Raw genomic sequence first — 20330 nt, forward strand, 5'->3', positions numbered from 1 at the left:
GCACCGGCACCCGTCTCCGCGCGCCCTGCGCCTGAACCGGCTGCGATGACGACACCCCCACCCGCGGCGACGGCGCCCGCCCGAGCCCTCCCGAAGGAGTCGCTCCGATGACGACGACCCTCAGCCCGCCCCGTACGGAGAAGCCGGCTCCGGTACGCCCGCCCGCCCCGCTCCGCACCGAGCTGCGACGTGGCCTCGGGCCGTGGTCCGGTGCCGCCGTCGCGCTCACCGTCCTGGTGACGATGTACGGCAAGGCGCCCGAATGGCAGGGCCGTTGGGCCGACGTGACGAACCTGCTGCACGTCTCCGCCGGACTGCTCTGCGGTCCCCTCGCGCTCGCGGCGGGCTGCTGGCAGGGCGGCCGGGACCGAAGGCGGCGGACGACGGAGCTGTGGGAGTCCGTCCCGCGCTCCCCGCTGCGCCGCCTCCTGGTCTCCGTGGCCCCCTCCGCGCTCTGGCCCGCCGCCGGGCTGCTGCTCGCCGACGCCGTCTGTCTGCTCGCGACCTGGCCGTACGTCTCCGCGGGGCGCCCCTTCCTCGAACTCCTCGCCGCCGACGCGGTCGCCGTCGCCGCCCTCGGCGCGCTCGGCCACCTCGTCGGGCGGGTCGTCCGGTGGCGGCTGACGGCCCCGCTGCTGGGGATCGTCGGGTACGTCGCGCTCGGGCTCGGCGCCTACACGGAGGGCCCCGCGCGCTGGCTCGGCCCTGCGGGCGAGCACCAGTTCTTCTGGGACGGTCCGGTGTGGTGGTTCGGCCCGGTGTCGATGGCGTGGACGGCGGGGCTCGCGCTCGCCGCGCTCCTCGCGTACGGGCTGCGTCCGGCCCGCCTACGGGTGCTCGCCCTGGTCCCGCTGGCCGTCGCGGTCGCCGCCGCCGGCCTGATCCTGCGGCTGCCGCAGGACGAAGGACCGTGGCGCCCGGATCCCGCCCTGTCCCGGCAGGTCTGCGACGACGGCACGCCGCAGGTCTGCGTGACGGCGGTGGACGAAGGGCTGCTGCCCGACGTGTCGGCGGCGCTGGCCCCGCTGAGCGCCCGCCTCAAGGGGGTGCCCGGCGCCCCGGTCCGCTGGGTGAGCGGCCCGGGCGGACCCGCGCTCCCCGGCGACGTCGAACTGCCGGACGCCCGGCGGGACTCGGTGCGCGACCGGCTCGCGCGCCCCGACCTGTACCTCAGCTCGGCCGTCGCCTGGCTGTTCTCGGACACCTGCCGGCCCGGCGACGGCACCGGCCCCGACGCCGAGCGGGCGAGCATCGTCAATCTCGCCGTACAGGAGTGGCTGGCGCCGACCCCGGACGACTACGGCCCCGACACCACCGGCGCCCAGCAGTACATCGACCGGCTGGACGCCAGGTCCCCGGCCGAGCAGCGCGACTACCTGACCCGCTACCTGGCCGCGAACACCTGCCGACCGGACGAGGTGCCGATCCCGTGAGACTCCCTCCGCAGGCCCTCTACCTGCGCTCCCGCGGCCTGCCCGGCGCGCTGGCCGCGCTGCTCGGCATGGCGGGGGCCGCCGCCTGGGCGGCCCGGTGGATGGTGTCGCTGCCGAACTTCGACCACACGGCGCGGCTACCGGTGGTGGTGCTCGGGCCGCTGCTCGCGGCCGGCGTGATCGGGACGAGCCTGCACACGCCGAGCGACGAGCTGGACCGTACGGCGGTACGGGCCTGGTGGCCCCGCCGTCTCGTGCACGTCCTCGTCCCGACCGCGCTCGCCGTGGCGCTGCTCGCCCTCGCCCTGCCGGGGCACGCCGAGGAGTTCGGCGCGCCCGCCGCCGTACGCAACACGCTGGGCCTGATGGGGATGGCGGCGGGCGCCGCCGCCCTCGTCGGCGCCCGGCTGAGCTGGCTGCCGCCGACCTTCTACGCCGGCGTGGTCTATCTGGCGGCTCCGGCCGGGGCGGACGGCGGCGCGGGCTGGTGGGCCTGGGTGATGCGCCCGGGCCCGGAGGGCGAGGCATGGGCGGTCGCCGCCGCCTCCTTCGCGGCGGGCACGACGCTGTACGCGTGGCGAGGCGCCCGGCGCACGACGGGCGAGGCCTGAACCGCCGGACCGGCGACTCCGCAGAGGCTTGAACCTCCCGGCCGGCACCTCAGCCGGGGCCTGAGCCCCACGACCGGCGCCGCCACCGAGACGGAGGCCGCCGACCAGCCCCTCCGCCGAGACCCGAGCCCACGACAAGGCTTGCCTATCTGAGCAGCCAGTCCTTGGTCAGCGCGTTCATCTCGGCGGGGGTGCGCCCGCCGTGGTCGACCGCGATGAAGTGGTCGGCGACGCGCAGCGAGAAGGCGAACAGGCAGCGGATCTCGACCTCGTCCTCGTCGGCGCAGAAGGTCCGGAAGAGCGAACGCAGGTACTCCATACGCCGGTTGTCGGTACGGCGGAGCCGTGCGGCGACGGTCTCGTCGCGCCGGGCCCAGTCCCGCACGGCGAGGTCGACGGCGAGGCCGGTCACCGGCCCGTCGGCGACGTTCTGGACGAACTCGAAGAGCCGCCCGAGCTTGGTGCGGGCGTCTCCCCCGCCGCCCTCGATCCGCTCGATCACCGCCTCGGCGACCTCGCGCTCCCAGGTGTCGAGTATCTCGGCGAGCAGGGCGTCGCGGTTGGTGAAGTACCCGTAGAAGCCGCCCTTGCTGACGCCCAGGGCCTGGGCCAGCGGTTCGATGCGTACGGCCTCCGGGCCGCCCGCGGCGAGCGCGCGGAGGCCCTCCTCGATCCACCGGCCGCGCGGTGTGCGGATCGCGCCCATGATGTGTCCCTCCTCACCTCTCCGCTTTTCCACCCGACTATACGGTGCCGTACAGACGGGTCTACGCTTGATCTATACGCCACCGTACAAGTGCGGGCAGGCGTAGGAACCGACGGAGGAACAGGGGCATGACCATGAGACTTCCCCGCACCGCGCACACCTCCCGCCCTTGGCGGATCCACGAGTTCGCGGACGACTTCCACGTCGAGGACGTGTGGGCACTGCCCGTGACGGGCGGCCCCGACGAACTCGAGCGACTCGTACGGCAGTTCGCGAACGGCGACGGGACCGCCCTCTCCGCCCCCGTGATCCGCACGCTCTTCGCGCTCCGCTGGAAGCTGGGCGCCCTGCTCGGCCTGGACAAGCCGGACGCCGGCCTGCGTACACGGGTGGGCTCGCTCCGGGACCGGCTGCCGGAGGACCTGCGCACGGGGACGCGCGGCCCCGACCTCCAGGTGGTGCCGTTCACGTCCGTCTACCAGACGCACCAGGAGTGGGTGGCCGAGACGGCCAACCGGACCTGCCACGCGGCGATGCACATCGGCTGGGTCCCGGACCCCACCCCCGGTGAGCCCGACCGGCACCGCGCCCGGATGGCCGTCCTGGTGAGGCCCAACGGCCCGCTCGGCGCCGTCTACATGCTGGGGATCAAGCCCTTCCGGTACCTCGGCGTGTACCCGAAGCTGCTGAACGCGATCGGCCGGGAGTGGGAAGCGAGCAGGAAGCCGGAAGCGGCGACTGCGACTGCGACCGGGACCGGGACCGTGACGCGCTGAACGAACGGCGACCCTGCGAGGGTTCACCCCCGCGGCGCCACCATCTCCGCGTACCGCCGCTCCAGGAAGGAGCGGACGCGCGCGGGCATGTCCAGCGACTCCGGGTCGAGGGCCCACTGGATCTGGAGCCCGTCCATGACGGCGAGGTGCTCCTGCCCTACGGCCCGGCAGTCGATGTCGGTGCGCAGCTCGCCACGCCGCACGGCCTCCTCCAGGAGTTCGACCGTGTGCCGGAGCACGCGCGCGTAGCGCTCCTTGAAGTACTGGTGGGCGGGGTGGCCGATGTTGCCGGACTCGCCCACCAGGACGTTGTACATCCGGACGATGCCGGGGCGCCGGGTGTTCTCCTCGATCAGCGCGACCAGGGTCTCCAGGTAGGCGGCGTACGACTCGGGCTCGACACTGAAGAGCCGCTCGATGTCGTGCTGTTCGCTCTGCCCGAGGACCGAGAGGAGCAGGTCCTCCTTGCTGCGGAAGTGGTGCAGCAGTCCGCCCTGGGTGATCCCGCAGTCGTTGGCGATCCGGGCGAGCGAGGAGGCGTGGAAGCCCCAGCGCCCGAAGTGGTCGACGGCGGTGTCCAGGATCTTCTGGCGGCGCGCGTCACCGACCGCGTAACTGCCCCGTCCCGCGGATCTGCGGGGCGTCGGTTCCTTCTTCTCCGGCATGGACCCACCCTACGGGGGCGTCTTTCCGGGGCCGGATCCCCGCCCCAAAAGGACCCTCCCCTCTGTGATCCAGGACACATGACAGAAACCTAGTGGTCACTCGGTTTTCGCACCTAGCCTGACGCCGTTCGGCCATCCGGCCCATCCGGTCACGCAAGCAGGGACGTACGCCATGCACCCCTACGAGGACTCCACCCGTCCCGTCGACGAGCGCGTCGAGGACCTCCTCGCCCGGATGACCCCGGAGGAGAAGGCAGGCCAGCTCTTCCACTCGATGCTGATGATGAACCCCGACGGCACCCCGGTGACCGAGACGGACGGTTCGACGCTGCCGCTCAACACCCCCGACCTCATCGAGGACCGGCGGCTCACCCACTTCAACCTGCTCGGCACCTACGGCGCCCGCGAGATGGCCCTCTGGCACAACGCGATCCAGGAGATGGCCGCGGGCACCCGCCTCGGCATCCCGGTCTCCCTCTCCACCGACCCCCGCCACGCCTTCACCGACAACATCGGCGCCTCCTTCAACGCCGGCGCCTTCTCCGCCTGGCCCGAGGCCCTCGGCCTCGCCGCCATCGGCGACCCCGAGCTGGTCCTCGCCTTCGCCGACACGGTCCGCCGCGAGTACCTCTCCGTCGGCTTCCGTACGGCGCTCCACCCGCAGATCGACCTCGCCACCGAGCCGCGCTGGTCCCGCCAGTCCGGCACCTTCGGCTCCGACGCCAAGCTGACGGGCGAGCTGGTCCGGGCCTACGTCCGCGGGCTCCAGGGCGAGAGCCTCGGCAAGGACTCGGTGGCCGCGATGATCAAGCACTTCCCCGGCGGCGGCCCGCAGAAGGACGGCGAGGACCCGCACTTCCCGCACGGCAAGGAGCAGGTCTACCCGGGCGGGATGCGCGAGCACCACCTGGAGCCGTTCCGGCACGCGATCGCGGCCGGCTGCTCGCAGATGATGCCGTACTACGGCCAGCCGATCGGCACCGACTGGGAGGAGGTCGGCTTCGGCTTCAACAAGGGCGTGATCACGGGGCTCCTCCGCGAGGAGCTCGGCTTCGCCGGCATCGTCTGTACCGACTGGGGCCTGCTCACGGACTCGACGATCTTCGGCGAGCCGCACGAGGCGCGGGCCTGGGGCGTCGAGCACCTGAGCGTGGCCGAGCGCACGGCGAAGGCCCTCGACGCGGGCGTGGACCAGTTCGGCGGCGAGCAGTGCCCCGAGGTCATCGTGGAGCTGATGGCCTCGGGCCGGATCTCCGAGGCCCGCGTCGACACGTCCGTACGCCGCCTGCTGCGCGAGAAGTTCCTCCTCGGGCTCTTCGACGAGCGCCGGTACGTCGACCCCGACGAGGCCGCGGAGACCGTCGGCCGCGCCGACTTCACGGCCGCGGGCGCCGCCGCCCAGCGCCGCTCCCTCACGGTCCTCACCGACGGACCGCTCCCCCTGACGGGACGGCCGAGGCTGTACGTGGAGAACGTCGACCCGGAGGCCGCTGCGGCCTATGGCGAGGTCGTCGCCGACCCGGCCGCGGCGGACCTCGCGGTGCTGCGGCTGCGCACCCCTTACGAGGAGCGGCCGAACCTCTTCGAGTCCTTCTTCCACTCCGGCTCGCTCGCCTTCGCCGAGCCCGAGCTGACCCGGATCCTGGGCCTGCTCGCCACGGTGCCGACGGTCGTCTGCGTCAACCTGGAGCGGCCGGCGGTCCTGCCGGAGATCGCCGAGCGGGCGGCGGCGCTGATCGCCGACTTCGGCGCGAGCGACGAGGCCCTGCTCGACGTGGCCTTCGGGCGGGCGAAGGCCGAGGGGCGGCTCCCCTTCGAGCTGCCGCGCTCGATGGCTGCGGTGGAGGCGGCCCGCCCGGACGTCCCGAACGACACGGCGGACCCGGTCTTCCCCCACGGCCACGGCCTGGACCTGTAGGGGCCTGAGGCCCGAACCCCGGCCCCGAGCCGGGACACCCCTGGACCGCGGGGGACCTGAACGACCCCGCGACCGATCCGGGGCCTGCCCGTGGGGGGCCGGGCCCCGGATCACACCCTCCTGAGCCGGCCCGCCCCCGGTGCCCCGTACGCAGGGCACCACCAGGGCCGGCCCCGGATCACAACCCTCGGAGCCGGCCCGTCCCCTGGCGCCTCGTACGCAGGGCACCACCCAGGGCCGGGCCCCGGATCACACCCTCCCGAGCCGGCCCGCCCCCGGTGCCCCGTACGCAGGGCACCACCAGGGCCGGCCCCGGATCACACCCTCCCGAGCCGGCCCGCCCCCGGTGCCTCGTACACGGGCCACCACCCAGGGCCGGACTCCGGATCGCACTCCCCCGCGCCCGCCCTCCCCCCCGGCCCTTCGGGCCGGGGACCCCAGGGCCGGCCACGGTGCACGCCCTCCCGGGCCCGCCCTTCCCCTACCGCTTCGCATCAGGGGGATCCCCAAGGCGAGCCCGGGAGCCCCTCCCCTCCCCTGCCCGCATGTCATGCACCTGAGAGGTTCTCCATGCGCAAGTCCCTCGCTCTCGCCGCCGCCGGAGCCGTCGCCCTCGCCGCCGCCGGCGTGACGGCCTACGCCGCGCCCCCCGGCGGCCCCTCCGCCTCCCTTCCGCTCGCGGGGATGCGGATCCTGATCTCCAACGACGACTCGATGCAGGCCGCGAAGGCGAGCAACTCCGACGGCCTCGGCCTGTACGAGCTCCGTCGCGCGATGTGCGCCGCCGGCGCCGACGTCGTCGTGATGGCCCCCTGGCAGGTCCAGTCCGGCAAGGGCACCGCCGTCACCAACGGCGGCGTCGTCACCGCCCAGCGCCGTACCGCCCTGCCCGCCGGCTACGAGAACGACTGCGCGGGCGCCCCCGCCCGCGGCGCGGTCTACGGCGTCTGCCTCTCCGACGGCCCCTGCACGAAGGACTCCGCGAGCGCCACCCCCGCCGACACCGTCAAGCTCGCCCTGCGCGGCGGCCTCAAGGCCAAGGCCGGCTGGACCGAGGCCCCCGACCTCGTCCTCACCGGAATCAACTCCGGCCCCAACATCTCCGCCAGCGTCAACGACTCCGGCACCGTCGGCGCAGCCGTCGCCGCCGTCGACCAGGAGGTCCCGGCCCTCGCCTTCTCCTCCTCCGGCGACGAGAGCAACACCTTCTTCCCCCGTGCCAACTACCGCGCCCACGCCGAGTTCGGCGCCCGCCTCGTCGCCGGCCTCAAGCAGCGCGGGCTGCTGACCTCGAAGTTCGCTCTCAAGGTCGACTACCCCGACGTCAGCACGGGTATTCCGGCCAAGTCCCCGGTCTGGACCCGCGTCGGCGACGGGGCGATCGTCTACCACGCCTTCGAACAGCGCGGGAGCGGCGACTCCTTCGACATCGCGCTCGGCCTCTGCCCGCTGGACGGCAGCGGCGAGGGCGAGTGCGCCGAGGGCCGCAAGGACGCCGACTCCACCTGGCTCCTCGACAAGGGCCACGTCACGATCGCCCCGATCACCTGGGACCGCACCTACGGAACCCCGGTCGACGCCCGCCGCGAGCTGAACCGGATCGAGCACTTCGTGAAGCACGAGGCCCCGCACCCGTAAAGAACAAGCCATCTCGCGCATCGCCGCTCCGCGTGATCTCCCGGCTCCGTTAAGTGTTTGTCCCGACCGTCGCCGCCCCGCGAGGATGGCCGGGACATCCACTGCCGAGCCGAGAGCGGAGTGACCGACCTTGACCAGTCCTGTGACACTCGACCGCCGAGACGGGCCGTACGGAGAAGTCGTGCTGCGCCGCCGCGGCGAGCACTTCGAGATCATCGCCAACGGCACCTTCCTCATGGACACCTCCGACGGACGCTCGGAGCGGCTCCTCGTCGACGCGGCCCTGGCCGCCCTGCCCGAGGAGTCCCGCACCGGCGCCGCCGTCCTCGTCGGCGGCCTCGGGGTCGGCTTCTCCCTCGCCCACGCGGCGGCCGACCCGCGCTGGGGCCGGATCGTCGTCGCCGAGCGTGAGGGCGCGATCATCGACTGGCACCGGGAGGGACCGCTCGCCTCGGTCTCCGGACGCGCGCTGGCCGATCCGCGGACCGTGATCCTGCACACGGACCTGGTGACCCACCTCGGCACCTCCTCCGACACGTACGACGCCCTCTGCCTGGACATCGACAACGGGCCGGACTGGACGGTCACCGAGGACAACGAAACCCTGTACTCGGCCGAGGGGTTGGCGGCCTGCGCGGCCCGGCTGAACCCCGGCGGAGTCCTCGCCGTCTGGTCCGCTCAGCCCTCGGCCGATTTCGAAGACTCGTTGCGGAATGCCGGATTCAGCGGGGTACGGACCGAAGAGATCCCCGTTGCCCGGGGCGTCCCCGACGTGGTCCACCTCGGCATCCGTCCCTGGTAACTCCTGGATAGCCGGGACACCACCCGTACCTCTAGGCTGCTGCACCGACATCGGCGACGCGAGGCGGGGCAATGGAGCAGACACACACCACTCACCACGGTGCGGCGGCCACTCCCGGGGCCCAGCGACGGGTCCTCGTGGTCGAGGACGACGCGACGATCGTCGAGGCGATCTCCGCGCGGCTGCGCGCAGAGGGCTTTCTCGTGCAGACCGCGACGGACGGCCCCGCGGCCGTCGACGCCGCCGAGGCCTGGCAGCCGGACCTGATGGTCCTCGACGTGATGCTCCCGGGCTTCGACGGCCTGGAGGTGTGCCGCAGGGTCCAGGCCCAGCGCCCCGTCCCGGTCCTCATGCTGACCGCCCGGGACGACGAGACCGACATGCTGGTCGGGCTCGGCGTCGGCGCGGACGACTACATGACGAAGCCGTTCTCGATGCGCGAGCTCGCCGCCCGGGTGCACGTCCTGCTGCGCCGGGTCGAGCGGGCAGCGCTGGCGGCCGTCACCCCGCGCAGCGGGATCCTGCGCCTCGGCGAGCTGGAGATCGACCACGCGCAGCGCCGGGTCCGGGTGCGCTCCGAGGACGTGCACCTGACCCCGACCGAGTTCGACCTGCTGGTCTGTCTGGCGAGCACCCCGAGGGCGGTCCTCTCGCGCGAGCAGCTGCTCGCCGAGGTGTGGGACTGGGCGGACGCCTCCGGCACCCGGACCGTGGACAGCCACATCAAGGCGCTGCGCCGGAAGATCGGAGCCGAGCGCATCCGTACGGTCCATGGCGTGGGTTACGCGCTGGAGACCCCGGCGCCGTGAGGCGACGGCCGGGCAGGCGCACCGGAGCCCGGCGCCGGATCGTGATCTCGATCAAGACCAAGCTCGGCGCCCTGGTCGTCGGCGCGGTCCTGCTGACCTCGTGTCTCGCCCTGGTGGCGATCCGCACGTCCACCGAGTTCCGGTACATCACGATCTTCGCGATGATCGCGACGCTGCTGATCACCCAGTTCGTGGCGCAGTCGCTGACGGCGCCGCTCGACGAGATGACCACGGTGGCCGGGACGATCTCGCGCGGCGACTTCAGCCGGCGGGTGCGGGGTGCGGACCGGCGGGACGAGCTGGGCGACCTGGCCTCGACGATCAACCGCATGGCGGACGACCTGGAGGCGGTCGACCGGCACCGCAAGGAGCTGGTCGCCAACGTGTCGCACGAGCTGCGCACGCCGATCGCCGCGCTCCGGGCCGTCCTGGAGAACGTCGTGGACGGGGTGTCCGAGGCCGATCCGGAGACGATGCGCTCAGCGCTGAAACAGACGGAGCGGCTGGGCCGGCTGGTGGAGACGCTGCTGGACCTGTCACGTCTTGACAACGGTGTCGTGGCGCTGAAGGCCAGCCGTTTCGAGGTCTGGCCGTACCTGTCGGGCGTGCTGCGGGAGGCGAACCTCGCCGCGTCCCAGCGCGGCCTGTTCTCCACGTCCGGGCTGCACAACCGCACGGACGTCCATCTGCACCTGGACGTGTCGCCGCCCGAGCTGGTCGCCCACGCGGACGCGGAGCGGCTCCACCAGGTCATGGCCAATCTGATCGACAACGCGGTGAAGCACTCGCCGCCGCACGGCCGGGTCACGGTCCGGGCCCGCCGCGGCCCGTATCCGGACTCGCTGGAGCTGGTGGTCGAGGACGAGGGTCCCGGCATCCCGGAGTCCGAGCGGCACAAGGTCTTCGAGCGGTTCAACCGCGGCACCATGCCGCGCCGGCAGGGTCCGGGCAGCGACGGCGGCACCGGGCTCGGGCTCGCGATCGCCCGCTGGGCCGTGGATCTGCACGGTGGCGGGATCGGCGTGGCCGAATCGTCACGCGGCTGCCGCATCCGAGTCACTCTTCCGGGCAGCCTTCCCCCGAGAGATTGACGTAGGGTTCGAACCGGAAGAGCACGTTCTGCGTGTACGTGAGCGGGACCTGCGCGCACGTGAACGGGGTGCGATCAGGGATGCGGTCGAAGTGGGCCGTGCCCGCGCTTTTCCGTACCCTCACACATGCGGAACCACGGTTGTTTCCCGCCATTCACGGTCCCGAAACACCTCGTCAAGTGTGACTTGCGCGACGTTGGAGTGCCTGGCCTGCACCTCCCGGCCGGACAGGCGTAGCCTTTATTTCCGCTGTCCATCACCTTGTGAAGCGGAAGAGGGCGGTTGCCGCCGTGTCGTCTCAGTCCCCCAGTACCCCGAGCTCCCCGACCGACCAAGACGGGCAGGGTAAGAACCCTGCCGCCGCCTTCGGTGCCAATGAGTGGCTCGTCGACGAGATCTACCAGCAGTACCTCCAGGACCCGAATTCGGTCGATCGTGCCTGGTGGGACTTCTTCGCCGACTACAAGCCCGGAGCGTCGGCGACCCCGACCGCCCCGGCTGCCACCACTCCGAGCGCGCCCGCCGCGCCGCAGGCGAGCCCCGCACAGGCCGCGCCTTCGGCTCCCGCGGTCGTTCCGGCCCCCGCGCCCGCCCCGGCCGCGGCCCCGGCTCCGGTGAAGCCGGCCGCGGCCCCCGCGCCGGCCGCCGCGAAGCCCGCTGCCGCCGCTCCGGCCCCTGCGAAGGCCCAGGAGGCCACCGTGGCCCCCGTCGGTCCCGAGCTGATCACGCTGCGCGGCCCCGCCGCCGCGGTCGCGAAGAACATGAACGCCTCGCTCGAGGTGCCGACGGCCACGTCCGTCCGCGCCGTCCCGGTGAAGCTGCTCTTCGACAACCGGATCGTGATCAACAACCACCTGAAGCGCGCCCGGGGCGGGAAGATCTCCTTCACGCACCTGATCGGCTACGCGATGGTGCAGGCGATCAAGGCCATGCCGTCGATGAACTACTCCTTCGCGGAGAAGGACGGCAAGCCGACCCTGGTCAAGCCGGAGCACGTCAACTTCGGTCTCGCGATCGACCTGGTGAAGCCCAACGGCGACCGCCAGCTCGTCGTCGCGGGCATCAAGAAGGCCGAGACGCTCAACTTCTTCGAGTTCTGGCAGGCGTACGAGGACATCGTCAAGCGGGCCCGCGTGGGCAAGCTGTCGATGGACGACTTCACCGGCGTCACGGTCTCCCTGACCAACCCCGGCGGCCTCGGCACCGTCCACTCCGTCCCGCGTCTGATGCCCGGCCAGTCGGTCATCATGGGCGTCGGCTCGATGGACTACCCGGCCGAGTTCCAGGGCACCTCCCAGGACACCCTGAACAAGCTGGGCATCTCGAAGGTCATGACCCTGACCTCGACGTACGACCACCGCGTCATCCAGGGCGCCGCCTCCGGCGAGTTCCTGCGGATCGTCGCGAACTTCCTCCTCGGCGAGGAAGGCTTCTACGACGACATCTTCAAGGCGCTGCGCATCCCCTACGAGCCGGTCCGCTGGCTCAAGGACATCGACGCGTCGCACGACGACGACGTCACGAAGGCCGCGCGCGTCTTCGAGCTGATCCACTCCTACCGGGTCCGCGGCCACGTCATGGCCGACACCGACCCGCTGGAGTACAAGCAGCGCAAGCACCCCGACCTGGACATCACCGAGCACGGCCTCACCCTGTGGGACCTGGAGCGGGAGTTCGCGGTCGGTGGCTTCGCCGGCAAGTCGATGATGAAGCTCCGCGACATCCTCGGCGTCCTGCGCGACTCGTACTGCCGCACCACCGGCGTCGAGTTCATGCACATCCAGGACCCGAAGCAGCGCAAGTGGATCCAGGACCGCGTCGAGCGCCCCCACGCCCGCGTGGAGCGCGAGGAGCAGCTCCGGATCCTGCGCCGGCTGAACGCGGCGGAGGCCTTCGAGACCTTCCTGCAGACGAAGTACGTCGGCCAGAAGCGCTTCTCCCTGGAGGGCGGCGAGTCCGTCATCCCGCTGCTCGACGCGGTCATCGACTCGGCCGCCGAGTCGCGCCTCGACGAGGTCGTCATCGGCATGGCCCACCGCGGCCGCCTGAACGTCCTCGCGAACATCGTGGGCAAGTCGTACGCGCAGATCTTCCGCGAGTTCGAGGGCAACCTCGACCCGAAGTCGATGCACGGCTCCGGCGACGTCAAGTACCACCTGGGCGCCGAGGGCACCTTCACCGGTCTCGACGGCGAGGAGATCACGGTCTCCCTGGCCGCCAACCCCTCGCACCTGGAGGCGGTCGACCCGGTCCTGGAGGGCATCGTCCGCGCCAAGCAGGACGTCATCAACAAGGGCGGCACGGACTTCACCGTCCTGCCGGTCGCCCTGCACGGTGACGCGGCCTTCGCGGGCCAGGGTGTCGTCGCCGAGACCCTGAACATGTCGCAGCTGCGGGGCTACCGCACCGGCGGCACGGTCCACATCGTCATCAACAACCAGGTCGGCTTCACCGCCGCCCCGGAGTCCTCGCGTTCCTCGATGTACGCGACCGACGTGGCCCGCATGATCGAGGCGCCGATCTTCCACGTGAACGGCGACGACCCGGAGGCCGTGGTCCGCGTCGGGCGGCTCGCCTTCGAGTTCCGCCAGACGTTCAACAAGGACGTCGTGATCGACCTCATCTGCTACCGCCGCCGCGGTCACAACGAGGGCGACAACCCGTCGTTCACCAACCCGCAGATGTACAACCTGATCGACAAGAAGCGTTCGGTGCGCAAGCTGTACACCGAGTCGCTCATCGGTCGCGGTGACATCACCCTCGAAGAGGCGGAGCAGTCGCTCCAGGACTTCCAGGGCCAGCTGGAGAAGGTGTTCGCGGAGGTCCGCGAGGCCACCACCGCGCCGTCCCCGACGCAGGTCCCGGACGCCAAGGCCGCCTTCCCGGTCGACGTCACCACCGCGGTCTCCCAGGAGGTCGTGAAGCGGATCGCCGAGTCGCAGGTCAGCATCCCGGAGCGGATCACGGTCCACGCGCGTCTGCTGCCGCAGATGCAGCGCCGTGCCGCCTCCATCGACGACGGCACCATCGACTGGGGCTTCGGCGAGACCCTCGCCATCGGCTCCCTGCTGATGGAGGGCACCCCGGTCCGGCTCTCCGGCCAGGACTCCCGCCGCGGCACCTTCGGCCAGCGTCACGCGGTCCTGGTGGACCAGGAGACCGGCGAGGACTTCACCCCGCTGCTCTACCTGGCCGACGACCAGGCCCACTACAACGTCTACGACTCGCTCCTCAGCGAGTACGCGGCGATGGGCTTCGAGTACGGCTACTCGCTGGCCCGTCCGGACTCCCTGGTCATCTGGGAGGCCCAGTTCGGTGACTTCGTCAACGGCGCGCAGACCGTCGTCGACGAGTTCATCTCCTCGGCCGAGCAGAAGTGGGGCCAGACCTCCGGCGTCACGCTGCTCCTGCCGCACGGCTACGAGGGCCAGGGCCCGGACCACTCGTCCGCGCGCCCGGAGCGCTTCCTCCAGATGTGCGCCCAGGACAACATGACGGTCGCCATGCCGACCCTGCCGTCGAACTACTTCCACCTCCTGCGCTGGCAGGTCCACAACCCGCACCACAAGCCGCTCATCGTCTTCACCCCGAAGTCGATGCTGCGTCTGAAGGCCGCGGCGTCCAAGGTGGAGGAGTTCACCACCGGCGGCTTCCGCCCGGTGATCGGCGACGTCACGGCGAACCCGGCGGACGTCCGCAAGGTCGTCTTCTGCGCGGGCAAGGTCTACTACGACCTGGAGGCCGAGCGTCAGAAGCGCGGCGACACGGAGACCGCGATCATCCGCCTCGAGCGTCTGTACCCGCTGCCGGGTGCCGAGCTCCAGGCCGAGATCGCCAAGTACCCGAACGCCGCGAAGTACATCTGGGCGCAGGAGGAGCCGGCGAACCAGGGTGCCTGGCCGTTCATCGCGCTCAACCTGATCGACCACCTGGACCTGGCGGTCGGTGCGGACATCCCGGCGGGCGAGCGCCTGCGCCGGATCTCGCGTCCGCACTCCTCCTCCCCGGCGGTCGGCTCGGCCAAGCGCCACCAGGCGGAGCAGCAGCAGCTGGTCAACGAGGTCTTCGACGCCTGATCGCGTACGGACCCGGTTCCACGTACGGAGGCCGGCACCCCTTCTCGGGGGTGCCGGCCTCCGGCGTTCCGTGGACCTCGCACGTACGGCCTATCCTGAGCGCATGTACTTCACGGACCGTGGCATCGAGGAACTGGAGAAGCGGCGGGGCGGGGAGGAGGTCACCTTCGAGTGGCTCGCCGAGCAGCTGCGGACCTTCGTCGACCTCAACCCCGACTTCGAGGTGCCGGTCGAGCGCCTCGCGACCTGGCTGGCCCGTCTGGACGACGACGAGGACGACGACGAGTAGGAAGACCGGCGGGCCGCGGGATCAGCGGTCCCGCAGCCGGTTGTAGACGAGTCCGAGCGCGCCGTCGGCGACGAGCAGCGCCCCCGCCGTCGCCCAGCCGCCGCTGCGTCGGCTGACGGCCCAACCCAGCAGCGGCAGGCCCACCGCGAGCTCCGCCCCGCACAGCGCCCGCGCCTTGGGGCCGCGCAGGTACGGGCCGAGGGGTCCTTCCTCCATCACGTCCAGCTCGGCTCGTACGGCGTCCCTCCAGCCGTGCCATTCGAGCTGCTCGGCGCCCTGCGCCAGGGCGACGGAGCGCAGCCGGTCGGCGCTGTCGCCGGGGACGAGTCCGGTCGGCAGGGCGAGACCGGCGCGGGCGAGGACGGCGACGAGGCCGACGAGCCGGCTGTGGGCGTCGGCGTCCTCGTCGGGCTTGGTGAGCGGTTCCAGGGCCTGTACGTCCAGGACGGGGTCGAGGGCGAGCCGGGCCGCGAAGGTACGCATGGCCTCGTCCTCGCCGACGGGCGTGCCGTCCGCGAGCCAGGTGTAGCCGACGGTGCGGCGGAAGCCGGCGGCGAGCGTGAACCCGGCCCGGTCGCGGTCCCACCAGAGGGCGAGGACGGGCCAGGTCGCCGCGGAGACGGCGAGGGCGGTGGCCCAGCCCGTGACGACGTGGTCGACGGACTCGCCGCCGTGCAGCCAGGGCTTCCCCTCCGGCACGAGCACGCTCCAGTCGTCGCCCGCGGGGGCGAGGAGCAGCTGTTCCCGCAGGAGCTGGGCCGGTGGCCTGACCGCGGCGGGGTCGGCACGGCAGAGCAGCAGCGCCCCTGAGGGGCTCGATCCGGATGTCGCGTTCATGCCTCCACGCTAGTCAATTTGTCCCTGTACGGCGGGTATTGCCCCCGATGCATCAGGGAAGAGTCAGGGTTGACTTCCCTCGACCGCGATATATCGTGTCTATCGAGAGTCGCGATATGTTGCGTTGCCGAAACGGGAGGTCAGCACCATGACAGAGTGGTCCGTCACCGAGCCGACGAAACTTGCCCCGGCCGACCCCGTGACGCGCCTGCAGGTCCGCATCGTCAACGGCACGGTGAACGTGGTGGGGACGGAGGAGAGTTCCGCCCGTGTGGAGATCTCCGAGATCCAGGGCCCGCCGCTGATCGTGACGCAGGACGGTTCCACCCTGACCGTGACCTATGAGGACCTGCACTGGAAGAACCTCCTCAAGTGGTTCGACCGCAAGGGCCACAAGCGCCGTGCCGTCGTCTCCGTGGCCGTCCCCGCGGGCGTCGACGTCGAGGTGGGCGCGGTCGACGCGGAGGCGGTCGTCTCCGGCATCAGAGGGCGTACGGAGGTGCGCGGCGTCACGGGCGACACGACCCTCCTCGGGCTCTCCGGCCCGGTCCGCGCCGAGACCGTCTCCGGAAGCCTGGAGGCCCAGTCGGTCACGGGCGCGCTGCGGGTCACCTCGGTGACGGGCGCCGTCACGGTGATCGAGGGCGCGGGCGGTTCCGTGAAGGCCGAGACCGTCAGCGGTGACATGGTCATCGACCTCGACCCGGCCGAGCTCGACGGCCCGCCCGCCGACATCCGGCTCACCAGCGTCTCCGGTCAGGTCGCGATCCGGCTGCCGCACCCGGCCGACGCCCAGGTGGAGGCGAGTACGACGAGCGGCTCCGTGTCGAACGCCTTCGAGGACCTGCGGGTGAGCGGTCAGTGGGGCACCAAGTCCATCACCGGCACCTTGGGTTCCGGTCGGGGCACGCTCAAGGCGACCACCGTCTCCGGCTCCATCGCCCTGCTCCGCCGCCCCGAGACGGCGGAGGACACCGAGTCCGCCCCCGAGTCCGCGACCGGCGCCACTCCCGCGGCCTCCCCCTCCTCCCCCGCGACCGGAAAGGTGCTCTGACATGTCGCCCGTCTTCGCCCATGGCCGCCTCCGCCTCTACCTGCTCAAGCTGCTGGACGAGGCCCCCCGCCACGGCTACGAGGTGATCCGGCTGCTGGAGGAGCGTTTCCAGGGGCTCTACGCCCCCTCGGCCGGCACGGTCTACCCGAGACTCGCCAAGCTGGAGGCCGAAGGTCTCGTCACGCACGCCAGCGAGGGCGGCCGGAAGGTCTACTCGATCACCGACGCGGGCCGCGCCGAGCTGGCCGGCCGCGGTGCCGAACTGACCGACCTGGAGCGGGAGATCCGCGACTCCGTCTCGGAGCTGGCGGCGGAGATCCGGGACGACGTGCGCGGCGCGGCCGGCCGGGTGCGCAGCGAGATGCGCGCGGCGGCGGGCCAGACGCGGAAGGCGGAGGGCCCGTCCTTCGCCGACGCCAAGGAGGAGCTGCGCCGGGCCAAGCAGGAGTGGAAGGAACAGGCCCGCCAGGCCAAGGAGGAGGCCCAGTCGGCCCGCCACCAGGCGAAGGAGTTCCAGCGCATCGCCCAGCAGGTCCAGGAGGAGGTCCAGGACCGGTTCTCCCGGGGAGACTGGCCCAAGGGGGTCTGGGAGGGGCTCTCGGACATCACGGCGCAGCTCGGCGGCCTGGTGGCGGGCACGACCCACCCGAAGGCGGCGGCCCAGGCGGCGGACGCCGGCAGAGCCGCCGGCGAGGCCGCTTCGGCCTACGCCGCCGCCGACGCCGACGCCGCCTATGCCACCGACGAGGCCGGGCGGGCGCCGGAGTGGGCGCGGGACACGGAGGGTTCGGGTGATCCGGGCCGCGATCTCGACCGGCTGCTCGACCGCTTCCGGGACGAGATCCGCGACGCGGCCCGGGACCACGGGGTGACCGGGGACCAGCTGGCCGCGACCCGCCGCCATCTGTCGACGGCGGCGGTGCGGATCACCGACGTGCTGAACCCCCGGCGGGAGAGCTGAGCGGACCGGGTCAGCCCCGGGTGACGGTGACCGTCACCCGGGCGCCCGGGGCCGCGAGGACCCAGGCCCGTCCCCGGTCCTTGCGGAGTACGAGCGCCGCGCCCCGGGCCTTCACCTTCCAGTCGCCGGGCGGGAGCGAGAGCTCGGTGACGCGGGGGCCGCGCCGACCCGCGGCGTCGTACGACAGGCGATAGGCCCCAGCCGCCGCGTCGTAGGCCGAGGAGCGGACCGTGCCCGCGACGGCCTCGGCGTAGGGCTCGGCGGTCAGCTCCTTGTTGGTGCGGAAGGCGCCCGTGCCGTCCACCGCGCAGTAGCCTCCGCCGTAGCACCACTCCCAGCCGGCCCAGCCGGAGCTGTAGCGGCCGAGCGAGGCCATGGCCTCGCGGTAGAAGCGGTTCATATGGGGCTGGGAGTTGTTGAGCGGTCCCCACTCGCCCACCAGGACGGGCACCTTGTACTCCTTCGGGTACAGGGTGACGGCCTGCTCGTAGTTCTCGATCCAGCCGGCGTCCGGGTCGTAGTCCCCGCCCGCCTCCATGGCGCCGTTGTAGAAGTGCGGGGCGTAGACGACCTTCGGGTCGTCGATCCGGCCGAGCCCCGTGGGCACCCCTTCGCCCACGATCGGGGTCGGCTCGACGAAGAGCCAGTTGTCGTCGTCGACCGAGCGGATCGCGTCCGCGATCCGGTTGTACATCGGGGTGATCTGGTCCCGTTCGATGCGCCGGGCGGCCGTCGCCAGGTCCTCGCCCTCCCGCAGCTCGCCCATCGGCTCGTTGATCAGGTCGTAGCCGAGGACGGCCGGGTGGTCCTCGAAGCGGTCGGCGAGCACCCGCCACATGCGGGCCTGGGCGCGCTGGAGGTCCTCGTCCTCGTACAGATGGGTGAAGGCCCGCTGTACGGCGGGCTCGAAGTACTCGGAGAACCAGTCGTCGGGGTGCGGGGTGAAGGGCAGGCCGTCCGTCCTGGTGGCCCAGGCGGGGATGCCCCGGTGGTCGAAGGCCGGCCCGAAGACGTCCTGGTGGGCGTCGAGGACGACCTTGACGTCGTGGCGCTCGGCCCAGTCCAGGACCCGCTCGATCTTGCGGAGGTAGGCCTGGCTGTACCGGCCGGGGCTGGGCTCCAGGTCGTCCCAGAAGACCAGGACCCGGGCGAAGTTGAAGCCCTTGGCCCGCATGTCGCGGAAGTGCTTCTCGGTGATGGCGGAGAGGGCGGCGTCACCGGTGTGCGCCTTGTCCCCGACGTTCCAGCCGCGCAGGGTGAGGACGCGGCCGCGGTCGTCGGTGAGAGCGGGAATGCCCGCCCCCGACGCACTCTTCGGACTCGCCGGACTCGCCGGACTCGCCGGACTCGCCGGACCAGTGGGGTCCGCGTGGGCGGCCGTCGGGGCGAGCAGCGCGGCGACGACGGTCGCCGCGAGGGTGGTTCGCAACAAGGAAGACCTCCGACACGACAAGGTGAGTGATGTTCACGTTTCTCGTGCCGGAGATCCCATCAGGTGTACTGACGAGTCATCAAGAGGTCGTCAGGACGATCTTTCCGAAGAGTTCGCCGGAGGCCATCTTCTCGAAGCCCTCACGGGCCCGGTCCAGCGGCAGGACCTCGTCCACGACCGGCCGGACGCCCGTCGCCGCGCAGAACGACAGCAGGTCCTCCAGCTCGTCCTTGGAGCCCATCGTGGAGCCGACGACCTTCAGCTCCAGGAAGAAGATCCGGGTCAGCTCCGCGTGCGCGGGCCGGTCCCCGCTCGTGGCGCCCGAGATGACGAGGCTGCCGCCCGGCCGCAGGGATTTGACCGAGTGCGACCAGGTGGCGGCGCCGACGGTCTCGATGACCGCGTCCACGCGCTGCGGCAGCCGCGCCCCCGGCTCGAAGGCCTCGACGGCACCGAGCTCGACGGCGCGCTTGCGCTTGGCCTCGTCACGGCTGGTCGCGAAGACCCGCAGGCCGGCCGCCTTGCCGAGGGCGATCGCGGCGGTGGCGACACCGCCGCCCGCGCCCTGCACGAGCACCGAGTCCCCGGGCCGTACACCGGCGTTGGTGAAGAGCATGCGGTACGCGGTGAGCCAGGCGGTGGGCAGGCAGGCGGCCTCCTCGAAGGAGAGCTCCTTCGGCTTGGGCAGCACGTTCCAGCGGGGGACGGTCACGCGCTCGGCGAAGGTGCCCTGGTACCGCTCGGTGAGGATGGAGCGGGGTTCGTCCGGCCCGACGCCGTGGCCGGTCTGGCCGATCACGGAGTGCAGGACGACCTCGTTCCCGTCCTCGTCGATGCCGGCGGCGTCGCAGCCGAGGATCATCGGCAGCTTCTCCTCGGGAAGCCCGACCCCGCGCAGCGACCACAGGTCGTGGTGGTTGAGCGAGGCGGCCTTGACGGTGACGGTGGTCCAGCCGGGCCGGACCTCGGGCTCGGGGCGTTCGCCCAATTCGAGCCCGCTCAGGGGCTGGTCGCGGTCGATTCGGGCGGCGTAGGCAGCGAACATGGCCCCGACCCTAGGGTCCGACGGGTGCGTGGCGGAACCACGCACCCGTGTGACACATACCTCCGCCCGGCGACACGCCGACGGCAGCCGCACACGGCAGGATCCCGCCCCGCACATGCGGAACCTTGCCCCGTACGCGACAGGGCCCCGTCCGGGTGTCCGGAACGGGGCCCTGTCGGGTGCTCAG

Annotated in this window: 17 protein-coding genes; 12 read left to right on the plus strand and 5 right to left on the minus strand. The window is 72.0% G+C overall.

Annotated elements, in window-relative coordinates:
• The first annotated feature begins 107 nt into the window (after positions 1-107).
• Both IE124_RS20840 and IE124_RS20845 read left to right on the plus strand, forming a co-directional pair.
• Positions 108-1433, plus strand: coding sequence for a hypothetical protein (locus IE124_RS20840; protein ID WP_189509368.1), 1326 nt, complete (start codon positions 108-110; stop codon positions 1431-1433).
• Positions 1430-2044, plus strand: coding sequence for a hypothetical protein (locus IE124_RS20845; protein ID WP_189509370.1), 615 nt, complete (start codon positions 1430-1432; stop codon positions 2042-2044). The genes IE124_RS20840 and IE124_RS20845 overlap by 4 nt, the downstream gene beginning before the upstream one ends.
• Before the next feature lie 145 nt (positions 2045-2189).
• Here the strand turns inward: IE124_RS20845 and IE124_RS20850 are convergent, their stop codons facing one another.
• Positions 2190-2750 carry a TetR/AcrR family transcriptional regulator gene (locus IE124_RS20850; RefSeq protein ID WP_189509372.1) on the minus strand — a complete coding sequence of 187 codons (561 nt, stop codon included), beginning with the start codon at positions 2748-2750 and terminating at the stop codon, positions 2190-2192.
• A 134-nt stretch (positions 2751-2884) separates the two neighbouring features.
• Between IE124_RS20850 and IE124_RS20855 the strand changes: the two genes are divergently transcribed.
• Positions 2885-3526: a DUF2867 domain-containing protein gene (locus tag IE124_RS20855; protein WP_189509517.1), complete on the plus strand. Its 642-nt coding sequence runs from the start codon at positions 2885-2887 to the stop codon at positions 3524-3526.
• 23 nt (positions 3527-3549) lie between these two features.
• On the opposite strand, the gene IE124_RS20860 is transcribed toward IE124_RS20855, so the two are convergent.
• Complete coding sequence (locus tag IE124_RS20860) at positions 3550-4191, minus strand: TetR/AcrR family transcriptional regulator (protein ID WP_189509374.1); 642 nt, start codon at positions 4189-4191, stop codon at positions 3550-3552.
• A gap of 172 nt (positions 4192-4363) precedes the next feature.
• Between IE124_RS20860 and IE124_RS20865 the strand changes: the two genes are divergently transcribed.
• The 7 genes from IE124_RS20865 to IE124_RS20895 all read left to right on the plus strand — a co-directional run bounded on the left by IE124_RS20865 (position 4364) and on the right by IE124_RS20895 (position 14814).
• Positions 4364-6109: a glycoside hydrolase family 3 protein gene (locus tag IE124_RS20865; protein ID WP_189509376.1), complete on the plus strand. Its 1746-nt coding sequence runs from the start codon at positions 4364-4366 to the stop codon at positions 6107-6109.
• A gap of 570 nt (positions 6110-6679) precedes the next feature.
• Positions 6680-7747 carry a 5'/3'-nucleotidase SurE gene (gene surE / locus IE124_RS20870; protein ID WP_189509379.1) on the plus strand — a complete coding sequence of 356 codons (1068 nt, stop codon included), beginning with the start codon at positions 6680-6682 and terminating at the stop codon, positions 7745-7747.
• Between the two features lie 130 nt (positions 7748-7877).
• Positions 7878-8549 (plus strand): spermidine synthase family protein, encoded by a 672-nt coding sequence (locus IE124_RS20875; protein ID WP_189509381.1) that lies wholly within the window; start codon positions 7878-7880, stop codon positions 8547-8549.
• Between the two features lie 71 nt (positions 8550-8620).
• Complete coding sequence (locus IE124_RS20880) at positions 8621-9358, plus strand: response regulator transcription factor (RefSeq protein ID WP_056644011.1); 738 nt, start codon at positions 8621-8623, stop codon at positions 9356-9358.
• A complete protein-coding gene (locus IE124_RS20885; RefSeq protein WP_189509383.1) occupies positions 9355-10449 on the plus strand; it encodes a HAMP domain-containing sensor histidine kinase in 1095 nt (364 codons plus the stop codon). Before IE124_RS20880 ends, IE124_RS20885 begins: the two co-directional genes overlap by 4 nt.
• Positions 10450-10739: 290 nt before the next feature.
• Complete coding sequence (locus IE124_RS20890) at positions 10740-14525, plus strand: multifunctional oxoglutarate decarboxylase/oxoglutarate dehydrogenase thiamine pyrophosphate-binding subunit/dihydrolipoyllysine-residue succinyltransferase subunit (protein WP_189509385.1); 3786 nt, start codon at positions 10740-10742, stop codon at positions 14523-14525.
• 103 nt (positions 14526-14628) lie between these two features.
• Positions 14629-14814, plus strand: a complete 186-nt coding sequence (locus IE124_RS20895) for a DUF6104 family protein (RefSeq protein ID WP_189509386.1) — start codon at positions 14629-14631, stop codon at positions 14812-14814.
• Between the two features lie 21 nt (positions 14815-14835).
• Here IE124_RS20895 and IE124_RS20900 read toward each other — a convergent pair whose 3' ends face one another.
• The gene (locus tag IE124_RS20900) at positions 14836-15651 is read right to left on the minus strand and encodes a hypothetical protein (RefSeq protein WP_189509388.1); all 816 of its coding nucleotides are present in this window, start codon (positions 15649-15651) and stop codon (positions 14836-14838) included.
• 148 nt (positions 15652-15799) lie between these two features.
• Here IE124_RS20900 and IE124_RS20905 point away from each other — a divergent pair, with 148 nt between their 5' ends.
• Both IE124_RS20905 and IE124_RS20910 read left to right on the plus strand, forming a co-directional pair.
• Positions 15800-16705 (plus strand): DUF4097 family beta strand repeat-containing protein, encoded by a 906-nt coding sequence (locus IE124_RS20905; RefSeq protein WP_189509390.1) that lies wholly within the window; start codon positions 15800-15802, stop codon positions 16703-16705.
• Between the two features lies 1 nt (position 16706).
• Entirely contained in the window at positions 16707-17666 is a 960-nt protein-coding gene (locus IE124_RS20910) for a helix-turn-helix transcriptional regulator (protein WP_189509392.1), read from the plus strand.
• Between the two features lie 10 nt (positions 17667-17676).
• Here the strand turns inward: IE124_RS20910 and IE124_RS20915 are convergent, their stop codons facing one another.
• Together IE124_RS20915 and IE124_RS20920 are read right to left on the minus strand one after the other, a co-directional pair.
• On the minus strand, positions 17677-19098 hold the full coding sequence (locus tag IE124_RS20915; RefSeq protein WP_189509394.1) for a cellulase family glycosylhydrolase: 1422 nt from the start codon (positions 19096-19098) through the stop codon (positions 17677-17679).
• Positions 19099-19177: 79 nt separating this feature from the next.
• Positions 19178-20143, minus strand: coding sequence for a zinc-binding dehydrogenase (locus tag IE124_RS20920; protein ID WP_189509396.1), 966 nt, complete (start codon positions 20141-20143; stop codon positions 19178-19180).
• Positions 20144-20330: the final 187 nt, after the last annotated feature.

The sequence above is a fragment of the Streptomyces narbonensis genome (assembly GCF_014649015.1).
GTDB lineage: Bacteria > Actinomycetota > Actinomycetes > Streptomycetales > Streptomycetaceae > Streptomyces > Streptomyces narbonensis.

What these genes read in the sequence shown, in the direction of transcription:
- IE124_RS20840 (WP_189509368.1), top strand. Translation starts at nt 108, where the DNA reads ATGACGACGACCCTCAGCCCGCCCCGTACGGAGAAGCCGGCTCCGGTA.
- IE124_RS20850 (WP_189509372.1), bottom strand. Translation starts at nt 2,750, where the DNA reads ATGGGCGCGATCCGCACACCGCGCGGCCGGTGGATCGAGGAGGGCCTC.
- IE124_RS20855 (WP_189509517.1), top strand. Translation starts at nt 2,885, where the DNA reads ATGAGACTTCCCCGCACCGCGCACACCTCCCGCCCTTGGCGGATCCAC.
- IE124_RS20860 (WP_189509374.1), bottom strand. Translation starts at nt 4,191, where the DNA reads ATGCCGGAGAAGAAGGAACCGACGCCCCGCAGATCCGCGGGACGGGGC.
- IE124_RS20865 (WP_189509376.1), top strand. Translation starts at nt 4,364, where the DNA reads ATGCACCCCTACGAGGACTCCACCCGTCCCGTCGACGAGCGCGTCGAG.
- surE (WP_189509379.1), top strand. Translation starts at nt 6,680, where the DNA reads ATGCGCAAGTCCCTCGCTCTCGCCGCCGCCGGAGCCGTCGCCCTCGCC.
- IE124_RS20880 (WP_056644011.1), top strand. Translation starts at nt 8,621, where the DNA reads ATGGAGCAGACACACACCACTCACCACGGTGCGGCGGCCACTCCCGGG.
- IE124_RS20895 (WP_189509386.1), top strand. Translation starts at nt 14,629, where the DNA reads ATGTACTTCACGGACCGTGGCATCGAGGAACTGGAGAAGCGGCGGGGC.
- IE124_RS20900 (WP_189509388.1), bottom strand. Translation starts at nt 15,651, where the DNA reads ATGAACGCGACATCCGGATCGAGCCCCTCAGGGGCGCTGCTGCTCTGC.
- IE124_RS20905 (WP_189509390.1), top strand. Translation starts at nt 15,800, where the DNA reads ATGACAGAGTGGTCCGTCACCGAGCCGACGAAACTTGCCCCGGCCGAC.
- IE124_RS20910 (WP_189509392.1), top strand. Translation starts at nt 16,707, where the DNA reads ATGTCGCCCGTCTTCGCCCATGGCCGCCTCCGCCTCTACCTGCTCAAG.
- IE124_RS20920 (WP_189509396.1), bottom strand. Translation starts at nt 20,143, where the DNA reads ATGTTCGCTGCCTACGCCGCCCGAATCGACCGCGACCAGCCCCTGAGC.